This is a genomic window from Shewanella sp. Scap07 (genome assembly GCF_013394145.1).
GTDB lineage: Bacteria > Pseudomonadota > Gammaproteobacteria > Enterobacterales > Shewanellaceae > Shewanella > Shewanella waksmanii.
Genome location: NZ_CP041329.1, coordinates 1,592,909 through 1,605,641 on the forward strand (window position 1 = coordinate 1,592,909; position 12,733 = coordinate 1,605,641).

The following is a 12,733-nucleotide window of genomic DNA, read 5'->3' on the forward strand; positions in this document are numbered from 1 at the left end:
CCATGAGGTTGCCTTTGTGAGGAGAGTTAATGATTAATGCTGCGAGCGATATCTTCTTCGCTACGTAAGGTGAGAATTTCAACCCCAGTGTCAGTCACCAACAACGTGTGTTCCCACTGTGCTGAATTCTTACCATCTGAGGTGGTAACCGTCCAGCCATCATCTTTATCCAGTATACAAGTATGGCGACCGGCATTAATCATAGGCTCAATGGTGAAGCACATGCCTGGACGTAATACGGTTTTGTCACCATTTTTGTAATGCATGACCTGTGGTTCTTCATGGAACGTTGAGCCAATACCGTGACCGCAATAATCTTTTACGATGGTGTATTTTTCAAGACCAGTTTTCTTACTCTTAATGTATTTTTCAATGATGGTGCCAATTTCACCCAGTTTCATTCCAGGGCGAACTTTCTTGATGGCTTCGTATAAGCTCTCTTGAGTGATACGACAAAGACGTTTGTTCTTAGGAGATACATCACCAACAAAGAACATTTTTGAAGTATCGCCATGGTAACCATCTTTAATCACGGTAATATCAATATTGATAATGTCGCCATCTTTGAGTGGGGTGTCATTGGGGATACCGTGACAAATAACATCATTGACCGAGGTACAGATAGATTTAGGAAAACCGTGATAATCTAGCGGGGCCGAAATTGCACCATGCTCTTGGGTATATTTAGCACAAATGTCATTGAGGCTATTGGTGGTGACACCGGGCTTCACATGCTCGGCAATCATCTCTAATACGTCAGCCGCTAGCTTGCCTGCTGCGCGCATTTTTTCGATCTCTTCAGCGGTTTTAATCACAATACTCATTCAGTGTTCTCTTGTCTGTCTACGCGATTTTTCAGATGGTGATTTTACGCCAAAAAGTTGTGTTCTGGCTACCAATATGGTATAAAGCGCGCCGTTGTGTTTGACTCTTACTTGATCAATTTTATTGGTATACGTAAGAGTTGATATGGCGGCCATTATACATGGCTATTTTAAAATACTAAATCACACACGTATCGACACGTTCTTCGGGGTGCCAATTAATTGGTCGGAGATATGGGATACGTGGAGGTCTAACCCCTAAATAAGGTAATAAAATGACTACAGTTTCAATGCGCGACATGCTTCAAGCCGGTGTTCACTTCGGTCACCAAACTCGTTACTGGAACCCAAAGATGAAGCCATTCATCTTCGGCGCTCGTAACGGTGTACACATCATTAACCTAGAGCACACTGTGCCTATGTTCAATGAAGCACTAGCGTTCATCAGCAACGTTGCATCTAAAAAAGGTAAAGTTCTTTTTGTAGGTACTAAGCGTGCTGCAAGCGAAGCGATCAAAGAAGCTGCTGTTTCTTGTGATCAGTACTACGTTGATCACCGCTGGTTAGGCGGTATGTTGACTAACTGGAAAACAGTTCGTCAATCAATCAAGCGTCTAAAAGATCTAGAAAGCCAGTCTGTAGACGGTACTTTCGACAAGCTAACTAAGAAAGAAGCGCTAATGCGTACTCGTGAACTTGATAAGCTAGAGAAGTCTCTAGGCGGAATCAAGAACATGGGCGGTCTTCCTGACGTTATCTTCGTTATTGGTGCTGACCACGAGCATATCGCTATTAAAGAAGCTAACAACCTAGGTATTCCAGTTGTAGCTGTTGTTGATACTAACTCTTCACCAGACGGTATTAACTACATCATTCCAGGTAATGATGATGCGATGCGTTCTATCCGTTTGTACACTGAATCAGTTGCTGCTGCGGCAAAAGCTGGTCTAGGTCAAGATCTAGCAGTACAAGCTGAGCAAGACGGTTTCGTAGAAGCTGAATAATAAGGCGCGATGATTCTCATCCCCCTTATTAACCAAAAGAAATGATTGGTGAACAGGGGCCACAAGGCCCCTGTTTTTTATCAAATGAATTTGTAGAATTATCTGTAGAGGATTTAACAATGGCAATTACTGCTGCCCAAGTTAAAGAACTTCGTGACCGCACTGGCGCTGGCATGATGGACTGTAAAAAAGCTCTAACTGAAACCAATGGTGACATTGAGCTTGCAATTGACAACATGCGTAAAAGTGGTGCTGCGAAGGCTGCTAAAAAAGCAGGTAACATCGCTGCTGAAGGTACTATCCTTATCAAGAGTGGCGAAGGCTTCACTGCACTTCTAGAAGTTAACTGTCAAACTGACTTCGTAGCAAAAGATGCTAACTTCCTAGCATTTGCTAACCAAGTACTTGAAGTTGCTACTGCAGCTAAAGTAACGATTGAAGACTTAAAAGCACAGTTTGAAGAAACTCGTGTTGCACTAGTTGCTAAAATCGGTGAAAACATCAACGTTCGTCGCGTTGAGTACATCGACGGTGCTAACGCTGCTTCTTACCGTCACGGTGAGCGTATCGGTGTAGTTGTTACCGGTGAAGCTGACGAAGAGACACTAAAGCACGTTGCTATGCACGTTGCTGCATCTAAGCCAGAATTCGTTAACCCAGAAGATGTTCCAGCTGACGTTGTTGAGCGTGAAAGAACTCTTCAGGTTGAGATCGCGATGAACGAAGGTAAGCCTCAAGAAATCGCTGAGAAAATGGTTACTGGTCGTATGAAGAAGTTTACTGGTGAGATCTCTCTTACTGGTCAAGCTTTCATCATGGAACCTAAGAAAACTGTTGGCGAAATTCTTAAAGAGAAAGGCGCAACAGTATCTAACTTCATTCGTCTAGAAGTTGGTGAAGGTATCGAGAAGAAAGAAGAAGATTTTGCTGCTGAAGTAGAAGCACAAATCGCCGCTTCTAAGGCTTAATTCGTTAAGCTGTAAGATACCCCCAAAACCGCAGCAATCGCTGCGGTTTTGTTATATCAATTTTTTATTTGTAGCATGCATTTTGTCAGCCAAAATTGGTATGATACTCATCGACTCTAATCAGGAATAAAAACTATGAGCACAAATCCTAAACCTGCATTTCGACGTATTCTATTAAAACTCAGTGGTGAAGCACTGATGGGTGAAGAAGGTTTTGGTATTGACCCTAAAGTCCTTGACCGTATGGCTCAAGAAGTAAAAGAGCTGGTTGAGTTAGGCATTCAGGTTGGTGTTGTGATTGGTGGCGGTAACTTATTCCGTGGTGAAGGGTTGGCGACTGCGGGGATGAATCGTGTTGTTGGTGACCATATGGGTATGCTAGCAACAGTGATGAATGGTTTGGCAATGCGCGATGCATTGCACCGTGCCTATGTTAATGCACGCTTGATGTCGGCAATTCCGCTTAAAGGTGTATGTGACGATTATAACTGGGCCGAAGCGATCAGTTTATTAAAATCTGGCCGTGTAGTGATTTTTGCTGCAGGCACAGGTAACCCATTTTGTACTACCGATTCAGCCGCTTGTTTACGTGGTATCGAAATTGAAGCCGAAGTGGTATTAAAAGGCACTAAGGTCGACGGTGTTTATTCAGATGACCCAGTTAAAAATCCTGAAGCCGTTAAATATGACCGCATGGGTTATGATGAAGTCCTAGACAAAGAATTAAAAGTGATGGATCTGGCGGCGTTTACGTTGGCGAGAGATCACGATATGCCAATTTTGGTATTTAACATGAATAAGCCTGGTGCGCTTCGTCGTGTTATCATGGGCGAAGATGAAGGCACCTTTATTAAAAAACAAAGTGCTGAATAACCCAGAACATAAATCAATTAAAAACTGAGTGATCAAAAGGATATTTAACGTGATTAACGAAATCAAAAAAGATGCTCAAGAACGTATGGCTAAGTGCGTTGAAGCAACAAAAACTCAAATGGCTAAAGTACGTACTGGTCGTGCTCACCCAAGTTTACTTGATTCAATTAAAGTGTCTTATTACGGCTCGTTGACACCACTTAAGCAAGTGGGCAACGTATCTATTGAAGATTCTCGTACTTTAGCGGTAACCGTATTTGATACAACTATGATCCCAGTTGTTGAAAAAGCGATCATGAGTTCTGATTTGGGTCTTAACCCAATGTCAGCTGGTACGACGATTCGTATCCCGCTACCTGCATTGACAGAAGAGCGTCGTAAAGATTTAATCAAAGTGGTACGTGCTGAGGCTGAAAACGGCCGTATTGCTATTCGTAATGTTCGTCGTGACGCTAACTCTGATGTGAAAGCACTAGAGAAAGAGAAAGAGTGTACTGAAGATGATGTACGTCGCACTGAAGACGAAATCCAAAAATTCACCGATGCGCATATTAAGCAAATCGAAGAAATTTTGGTTGCAAAAGAAGCAGAATTGATGGAAGTCTAAACTCCCTGTCTCAAGACTAGAGTTAACACGCCGTGTAGGGGTATACTACACGGCGTTTGTCTATTTTTAAGGGTTGTACTAGATGTCAATCGAATCCCAGTCAGATACTGATAAAGTTGCTGCGGATCTAGCGGAACTGGTTAAACAGTCAATACCAAAGCATGTTGCTATCATTATGGATGGCAATGGTCGTTGGGCACAAGCTCAAGGTAAGCCGCGTGTGGTCGGTCACAAAGCCGGTGTTAAAACAGTGCGACGAGCTGTTAGCACGGCACGCGAGTTAGGTATTGGATCGCTGACATTGTTTGCATTTTCGAGCGAGAATTGGCGTCGTCCCGATAAAGAAGTCACCTTGTTGATGGAGCTGTTTTTTACGGTTCTGCAACGGGAAATCAAATTACTGCATAAAAATGGTGTTCGCCTAAATATTATCGGTGATATAAGCCGTTTCTCCGAAAGACTTCAGAAACAAATTGCAGCCGCCATGGCCAAGACTGCTGATAACGACGGTCTCATTCTTAATGTTGCCGCTAACTATGGCGGCCGTTGGGATATCTTACAGGCTGCTCAAGCATTAGCTAAAAAAGTAGAAACTGGTGAAATCAGCAGCAGTCAAATGACCGAAGAGGGGTTAAGTGAGCATTTGTGCATGCAAAATCAACCTGAAGTTGATTTAATGATCCGCACTGGCGGTGATTACCGCATTAGTAATTTTGTGCTTTGGCAAGCAGCCTATGCAGAGTTGGTATTTACCGATATTTTATGGCCTGATTTTGATGAACATGCATTCAAACAGGCGATTGATACTTTTGCCAGTCGTCAACGCCGCTTTGGGTTAACGGGTACGCAAATAGAAACGTTACAAGCCGAGTAATAAAGAGGGAAGGTTTTGCTAAAACAACGAATAATAACAGCAAGTTGGTTAATCCCTTTAGTGATAGGCGCAGTCTTTTATGTGCCAAGTCAGTATTTTTCGTGGGGACTTGTCGCCGTTTTCCTTATCGCAGCTAAGGAGTGGGGACGTATTATTGATAAAAATTGTAATATTACCCAGTGGAGCTTCACCATTACCATTGGTTTTCTTTTAGTTGCGCTTAATTTATTTGTTCCATCCCATGAGGTTTGGTTTAAAGGGACCTTGCACCCGGTGATGCTGGCTATCATACTGATAGGGGCAATGTGGTGGGCGATATCGTTAGTTTTTGTGATTAGCTACCCTAAAAGCGCTGCGTTTTGGCGTAATAGCCCCACTTTTAAATCGATGTTTGGCCAGTTAACTTTGGTTCCTTGTTTCGCATCTCTTATTGCGCTTAAATCATTGAGTTCTGCTGCGATGCCGTTTTATGGCGGCACACTGATTTTCTTTGTAATGATGGTTGTGTGGGCGGCCGACACCGGTGCGTACTTCGCGGGTAAGCAATTCGGTAAACGTAAGCTAATGCCCAATGTGAGCCCAGCCAAAACCATTGAAGGTCTGCTCGGCGGCCTGGTTGCCACCATGCTGGTTGCTTATGCGGTAATGACAGTTTCGCCGGAGCAGGAGCTTGGGTTAGTAGTGTCAGTGATTTTGTTCGTTGCATTGGTCTCGGCACTGGGAGATCTGTCAGAAAGCATGTTTAAACGCGCAGCTCAGATTAAAGATTCAGGTACCATTTTACCGGGTCATGGTGGCGTGTTAGATCGGATTGATAGCTTAACTGCGGCGTTGCCAGTGTTTACACTGTTATATATCGCCTTCTGGATGTAATCTAATGCAAAATTTGGTTGTTCTGGGTGCGACCGGTTCTATTGGAACCAGCACTCTTAGCGTGGTTGCCGCTAACCCTGCTGCCTATAAAGCATATGCATTGGTTGCGCATAGCAATGTAGATAAGATGCTGGAGTTGTGTTTGCAATTTAACCCCAGTATTGCACATATGGTCGACCCGAAAGCGGCAGCTGAGCTACAGCGGCGTTTGCCTGCTCATATGGCTATCTCGGTTTCTTGCGGGGCTGATGAGCTTGCCAGTATCGTTGCACTGCCCGAAGTACACACAGTAATGGCAGCTATCGTCGGAGCAGCAGGTTTACCATCAACCTTAGCCGCAGTGAAAGCGGGCAAACGAGTGCTACTGGCTAACAAAGAAGCCTTGGTTATGTCGGGTCGCCTGTTTATCGATGAAGTTGAGCGTTCTGGCGCGCAGCTGCTACCTGTAGACAGTGAGCACAATGCCATATTTCAATGCTTACCAGAGACAGTGCAAACTCAGGTGGGTCGTTGCAACCTCAGTGATGCCGGCATTTCTCATATTTTGCTAACTGGCTCAGGTGGACCTTTCTTACAAGTGCCCATCGAAAGTTTAGCGACCAAAACCCCTGATCAAGCTTGTAAGCATCCAAACTGGTCAATGGGACGTAAAATCTCGGTAGACTCAGCATCAATGATGAACAAAGGCTTAGAGTATATTGAGGCCCGTTGGTTATTTAATGCCAGCCGTGAGCAGATACAAGTGGTAATTCATCCGCAAAGTGTGATTCACTCAATGGTGCAATATATTGACGGCTCAGTTGTTGCGCAAATGGGCAATCCAGATATGCGTACACCGATTGCTCATTGTATGTCCTATCCACAGAGAATTTACTCTGGCGTTGAACCTTTAGACTTTTTCAAAGTCGGACAGTTAAGCTTTATAGAACCAGATTTTGCTCGCTTCCCTTGTTTAAAGTTGGCGATTGATGCCTGTGAGCAAGGGCAGGAAGCCACAACAGTATTGAATGCTGCAAATGAAATCTCAGTGGCGGCGTTCTTAGAAGGTGGCATTAAATTCACCGATATCGCTAAAGTGAATGAGTTAAGCTTAAATCGTGTTGCTCAGCGTAATTTAAATAGTATTGAAGATATTATGCAGCTTGATGCTCAAGCACGAATAGTCGCTGCAGAATTAGTCAGTGACTTAACCTAGTCATGTAAAGGAAAAGGATGTTTGATTTTCTCTGGAACTTAGGGTCTTTTATTGTTGCCCTTGGCATGCTAATTACCGCCCATGAATATGGTCACTTTTGGGTGGCACGTCGTTGCGGTGTGAAAGTTGAGCGTTTTTCTATCGGTTTTGGTAAAGCGATTTGGCGTAAAGTAGGCCAAGATGGCACCGAGTATGTGGTGGCACTGATTCCGTTAGGCGGCTATGTCAAAATGCTCGATGAGCGTGTTGATGAGGTGCCTGAATCACAAAAAGATCAAGCATTTAATCGAAAAAATGTCTGGCAACGTATCGCTATCGTAGGTGCCGGTCCTATGGCTAATTTTATTTTTGCCATATTTGCACTGTATATCATGTACCTGATTGGCGTTCCTGCGGTCAAACCCGTTATTGAGTCGACGCAAACTGCTACGCCTGCTGCGGTTATTCAAGTAAATGAGCCGATGCAGGTCACTGCGATTGGTGGCAAGTCGGTGCGCACTTGGGAAGAGGTTACCTATGCGCTAGTGAGTCATATTGGTGATGATAAACTGGATATAACGTTAACACCGCTAAACCAAGGCTATGGCAAGGCACAAAGTTATCAGCTTGACATTAGTCAGTGGCAATTTGATCCCGACAAGCAATCACCTATCACTTCGCTTGGTTTAGAGGTGTTTAGGCCTGAAATTACCCCTGTGATTGGCATGGTCAACGATGACGGTGCTGCAGCAGCGGCAGGAATGAAAGTTGGCGATAAACTGATTGCCGTCAATCAACAACGTTATCAAGGCTGGGAGCCATTTGTAGAGCTCATCAAAGCCTCGCCAGATAAAATGGTCGCGATTACCGTCCAACGCGATGGAGAACAGCTGATACTTGAGGTTACACCTAAATCGCGTCAAAACGACGCTGGAGTGAGTGAAGGTGTGATTGGTGTTGCACCGACTCAGGCAAGTTGGCCAGAGAATATGAAACTGCAACTTGAATATGGGGTAATTGATTCTTTTGCGGTTGCGGCAGATAAAACATGGCAACTTATCTCTGTGAGCATTAAGATGATTGCCAAGCTCTTTACTGGCGATGTTTCAGTAAAGAATTTGAGCGGTCCGATTTCTATTGCACAAGGTGCGGGAAGCAGTGCAACATACGGATTGGTTTATTTTTTAGGATTCCTAGCATTAATCAGCGTAAACTTAGGCATTATTAATTTACTGCCTTTGCCAGTGCTTGATGGTGGGCATCTTGTTTATTACTTCATAGAAGTAATTACGGGTAGGCCTGTACCAGAAAAGGTACAGGAAATTGGATTCAGATTTGGGGCAGCCTTGCTGCTAATGTTGATGAGTATAGCCCTTTTCAATGATTTTTCCCGACTCTGAGCAAGGACACACAAATAATTAGAAGTGCTCTATGAGATTGAATAAACTTTTTGCCTCGATGTTATTAGTCGGTGCGTCTTTATCAGGGAACGGTTGGGCCGATACATTCCAGCCATTTGAAGTAGCCGATATCCAAATTCAAGGCTTACAACGTGTTGCATTAGGTGCTGCGCTGTTGAACATGCCAATTAAAGTGGGTGATACGGTAGATCAGCAACGTCTTCAACAAGCGATAAAAAGCTTGTATGCATCGACCAACTTTGAACACATTGAGGTTGATCGAGATGGCGATGTGCTTGTTGTCCGCGTTAAGGAGCGGCCAACTATTAGTACGGTCACCTTCGAAGGCAATAAAGATATCAAAGATGAGCAGCTACAAGAGAGCTTAGACAGCTCTGGCGTAAAAGTGGGTGAATCTTTAGATAGAACCATGCTAAGTGGCATTGAAAAAGGGCTGCAAGATTTCTATTACGGTGTCGGTAAGTATGGCGCCAAAGTAGAAGCACAGGTGATTAACTTACCGCGTAACCGCGTCGAGCTTAAGTTTAACTTTACTGAAGGCTTAGCGGCAGAGATTGAGCAAATCAATGTCGTTGGTAACACTGTATTTACCGATGCTGAACTTATCGGCATGCTTGAGCTTAAAGATTATGTGGCATGGTGGGATCTGTTTGGTGAGCGTCGCTACCAAAAACAGAAGTTGCAAGCCGATTTAGAAACCATTAAAACTTTCTATCATAACCGTGGCTACATCCGTTTTGATGTGACGTCAACTCAAGTTGCGATGACACCGGACCGCAAAGGCCTGTATATCACCATTAACGTTGACGAAGGCGAAGTATATACGGTAAACGAGGTCAATTTGACCGGTGAGTTAATGGGGCGCGAAAAAGTGCTGGAAGCGATTTTGCCAATTAAGAGTGGTGAAACGTATAACGGCGCAGATGTGACCTTTGCAGAAGAGATGTACAGCAAATATTTAGGCCGTTTTGGTTATGCTTACCCCGAGGTGAAGACCTTCCCTGAAATTGATGACGAGAATAAACAGGTTAACCTCAATATCAATGTACAACCTGGTAAACGTGTCTATGTTCGCAGTATTAACTTCGCTGGTAACCAAGTAACCAAAGATGAAGTGATGCGTCGTGAGTTACGTCAAATGGAAGGGGCTTGGTTAAACTCTTCGCAAGTTGAACTTTCTAAGGGTAATTTGAACCGCTTGGGCTTTTTTGAGACCGTCGATACAGAAACAGTGCAAGTGCCTGGTACAGATGATTTAGTCGATGTTGCCTTTAATGTTAAGGAGCAACCATCAGGGTCATTTAATGCCGGTGTGGGTTATGGTACAGAATCTGGGTTGAGCTTACAGTTTGGTGTGCAGCAAAGTAACTTCTTAGGCACGGGTAACCAAGCGGGTATTAACCTTAATACCAATAAATACTCGAAGAATGTGAATTTATCCTTCACTGACCCTTACTTTACTAAAGATGGTATCAGTTTAGGTGGTAGCATATTCTGGAACGAGTTTGATGCACAAGAAGCTAACCTTGAGCGTTATAAGAATAGCTCTTACGGTATTGCAGTAAACTCAGGCTTCCCGATTAACGAATATAACCGTATTAACGGTGGTATTGGTTATCGTCATAACAGTATTTCTGAAATTTCTGCTTATGAGCAAGCGCTGCGTTTCTATAATATTTACCGTGATCCTAACGATCCTAATGCAGATTTAGCTTTTGATAACTTTGAAGCCAATATTGGTTGGTCTCGCCGTACGTTAAACCGCGGGACATTCCCATCATCAGGTTCATCACAGCGCTTTAATGCGAAGATGACGATTCCTGGATCAGATTTACAGTACTTTAAGACCGATTTTAATACTGACTTCTATTTCCCACTTAACCGCAGCCATAGTTTCGTACTATTGACCAAAGCACGTTTAGGTTACGGTAACGGTTATGGCCAGTTTAATGACAATGATCAGATTCTACCGTTCTGGGAGAACTATTATTCCGGTGGTAGTAGCTCGCTACGTGGCTTTAAGTCGAATTCGGTAGGCCCACGTTCGTTCTATCTTTACCGAGGCGGTGAGCCATGCTCGCCAGATCCATCAGGCGATGGATGTACGTTGCCAGGTGATCCGAATCGAATTGACGTGAGCGAAGGGCGTTCAATTGGTGGTAATGCAATTGCAACCGCGACAATCGAGATGATTGTACCGACGCCATTCTTGGATGAAGCTTACACTAACTCTGTACGTACAAGCTTCTTCGTTGATGCGGGTAACGTGTGGGATACTGAGTTTGATTATGATTCGTATCGATTCCTTCCTGCTGAGCAGTTTGCTAAGCTAGAAGATTATTCAGACCCTGGTCGTATTCGTGCATCAGCAGGTATGAGTGTTCAATGGTTATCGCCAATGGGCCCAATGGTATTTAGCTTAGCCTGGCCAATTAAGGAATATGAGGATGATGATACTGAAATTTTCTCATTTAATATTGGTCAAACTTTCTAGAATTTTATTAATTAATACAGTTTAATCTGCAGTTGTTGCAGAGTAAAAAGGAGTCTATTTTGAAAAAGATGTTTAATCGCGCAATGATGGTATTGGTTCTTTTAGGTGCCCCACTTGCCGCTCAAGCAGAAAAAATTGCTGTTGTAGATATGCAGGCAGTTTTTGAGCAATTACCACAGCGCGAAGCAGTGAACCAAACACTAAAAGCTGAATTTGGTGATCGAGTTGCTGCAGTACAGAAGATGCAAGATGAGTTGCGTGACATGCTAGAGAAGCAACAACGTGATGCAGCGCTAATGAGTGATACTCAAAAAACTGAACTTGTACGTAACATGGATTCAATCAAAGCTGAGCTGCAACTAAAAGGTAAAGCACTTGATGAAGATATGCGTCGTCGTAATGGTGAAGAGCAAAATAAATTGTTAGTTGAAGTACAAAAAGCCATCAATGAAATTGCTGAAAAAGAGCAATATGATGTGGTACTTCAGCGTGGTGCTGTTATCTATGTTAAGCCAACATCAGATATCAGCAGCAAAGTTGTTGATGCATTAAGCAAAGGCTAATTGTTGATGAGTCACTTTACTTTAAGTGAGATAGCGTCAAAGTTAGACGGAGAAGTGGTTGGCGATGGTTCAATCACTATCTCAAGCGTAGCAACACTTGAAAAAGCGCAGGCTGATCAGCTTGCGTTTCTTGCCAATCCTAAATATCGCAGTCAACTTGAATCGACTCAAGCTGGTGCTGTCTTGTTAACCGAAAGCGCGCTGGTGGGCTTTGCTGGTAATGCGATTGTGCTTAAAGACCCCTATGTGGGCTTTGCTCGAGTAGCTCAATTGCTTGATAGCACTCCGAAAGCTGCAGATGCGATTCATCCTAGTGCGGTGATCGATCCCAGTGCTATGCTCGGTGAAGGGGTAGCCATCGGTGCAAATGCCGTGATCGGCGCCAACGTTATTTTAGGTGAGCGGGTTCAGATTGGTGCTGGGTGTGTTGTTGGCCAAGATAGTGTAATAGGCTGTGATAGTAAGCTTTGGGCTAATGTCAGTGTTTACCACAATGTACATATTGGTCAACGCTGTATTATTCACGCAGCAGCAGTGATTGGCTCAGATGGTTTCGGCTACGCCAATGATCGCGGTCAGTGGATAAAAATTCCACAAACTGGCGGCGTGCGTATCGGTGACGATGTTGAAATTGGTGCCAGCACCAGTATCGACCGTGGCGCGTTAGACCATACCGAAATTCATGATGGCGTGATAATCGATAACCAAGTGCAAATTGCACACAATGTGGTAGTTGGGGCGCACACTGCAATTGCGGGCAGCACCACTTTAGCAGGCAGTTTAACGCTAGGTAAGTATTGTATTATTGGTGGTAATACCGCCATTGCAGGTCACTTATCTATTGTCGATGGTACGCATGTGTCTGGTGGTACTAATGTCACCAGCGAAATAAGAAAGCCTGGACTATACTCGTCAGCAACGATCGCGACAGAGAATAAACTGTGGCGGCGTAATACGGTTAGGTTTAGGCAGTTAGATAGCTTATTCCAACGAGTCAAAAAGCTAGAACAAAACGTAAAGTCAGATGATTAACTGCCAATTGATGGCGGCTAAGGAAG

The 12,733-nt window shown here is 43.9% G+C and carries 12 protein-coding genes; 11 read left to right on the top strand and 1 reads right to left on the bottom strand.

All coding sequences use genetic code 11. The features are described 5' to 3' along the window. Positions 1 to 26: 26 nt before the first annotated feature. The gene (gene map / locus FLM48_RS07020; protein WP_028772244.1) at positions 27 to 824 is read right to left on the bottom strand and encodes a type I methionyl aminopeptidase; all 798 of its coding nucleotides are present in this window, start codon (positions 822 to 824) and stop codon (positions 27 to 29) included. A 275-nt stretch (positions 825 to 1,099) separates the two neighbouring features. On the opposite strand from map, the gene rpsB reads away from it, so the two are divergent. From rpsB to lpxD, 11 genes are all read left to right on the top strand, one after another. Continuing rightward, positions 1,100 to 1,828 carry a 30S ribosomal protein S2 gene (gene rpsB / locus FLM48_RS07025; RefSeq protein WP_028772245.1) on the top strand — a complete coding sequence of 243 codons (729 nt, stop codon included), beginning with the start codon at positions 1,100 to 1,102 and terminating at the stop codon, positions 1,826 to 1,828. A 119-nt stretch (positions 1,829 to 1,947) separates the two neighbouring features. Beyond that, positions 1,948 to 2,796 (top strand): translation elongation factor Ts, encoded by an 849-nt coding sequence (tsf, locus tag FLM48_RS07030; RefSeq protein ID WP_028772246.1) that lies wholly within the window; start codon positions 1,948 to 1,950, stop codon positions 2,794 to 2,796. A 135-nt stretch (positions 2,797 to 2,931) separates the two neighbouring features. After that, complete coding sequence (pyrH, locus tag FLM48_RS07035; RefSeq protein WP_028772247.1) at positions 2,932 to 3,669, top strand: UMP kinase; 738 nt, start codon at positions 2,932 to 2,934, stop codon at positions 3,667 to 3,669. A 49-nt stretch (positions 3,670 to 3,718) separates the two neighbouring features. Beyond that, complete coding sequence (frr, locus tag FLM48_RS07040) at positions 3,719 to 4,276, top strand: ribosome recycling factor (RefSeq protein WP_028772248.1); 558 nt, start codon at positions 3,719 to 3,721, stop codon at positions 4,274 to 4,276. An 82-nt stretch (positions 4,277 to 4,358) separates the two neighbouring features. Further along, positions 4,359 to 5,150: an isoprenyl transferase gene (locus tag FLM48_RS07045; protein WP_179024163.1), complete on the top strand. Its 792-nt coding sequence runs from the start codon at positions 4,359 to 4,361 to the stop codon at positions 5,148 to 5,150. Positions 5,151 to 5,165: 15 nt separating this feature from the next. After that, positions 5,166 to 6,023 carry a phosphatidate cytidylyltransferase gene (locus FLM48_RS07050; protein ID WP_028772250.1) on the top strand — a complete coding sequence of 286 codons (858 nt, stop codon included), beginning with the start codon at positions 5,166 to 5,168 and terminating at the stop codon, positions 6,021 to 6,023. A gap of 4 nt (positions 6,024 to 6,027) precedes the next feature. After that, complete coding sequence (gene ispC, locus FLM48_RS07055; RefSeq protein WP_179024164.1) at positions 6,028 to 7,218, top strand: 1-deoxy-D-xylulose-5-phosphate reductoisomerase; 1,191 nt, start codon at positions 6,028 to 6,030, stop codon at positions 7,216 to 7,218. A gap of 17 nt (positions 7,219 to 7,235) precedes the next feature. Then, positions 7,236 to 8,597, top strand: a complete 1,362-nt coding sequence (rseP, locus tag FLM48_RS07060) for a sigma E protease regulator RseP (protein WP_179024165.1) — start codon at positions 7,236 to 7,238, stop codon at positions 8,595 to 8,597. Between the two features lie 31 nt (positions 8,598 to 8,628). Further along, positions 8,629 to 11,112 carry an outer membrane protein assembly factor BamA gene (gene bamA, locus FLM48_RS07065; RefSeq protein ID WP_028772253.1) on the top strand — a complete coding sequence of 828 codons (2,484 nt, stop codon included), beginning with the start codon at positions 8,629 to 8,631 and terminating at the stop codon, positions 11,110 to 11,112. 68 nt (positions 11,113 to 11,180) lie between these two features. Further along, positions 11,181 to 11,675, top strand: a complete 495-nt coding sequence (locus tag FLM48_RS07070; RefSeq protein WP_037470575.1) for an OmpH family outer membrane protein — start codon at positions 11,181 to 11,183, stop codon at positions 11,673 to 11,675. Between the two features lie 6 nt (positions 11,676 to 11,681). Beyond that, positions 11,682 to 12,707, top strand: coding sequence for a UDP-3-O-(3-hydroxymyristoyl)glucosamine N-acyltransferase (gene lpxD, locus FLM48_RS07075; protein ID WP_179024166.1), 1,026 nt, complete (start codon positions 11,682 to 11,684; stop codon positions 12,705 to 12,707). Positions 12,708 to 12,733 lie beyond the last annotated feature (26 nt).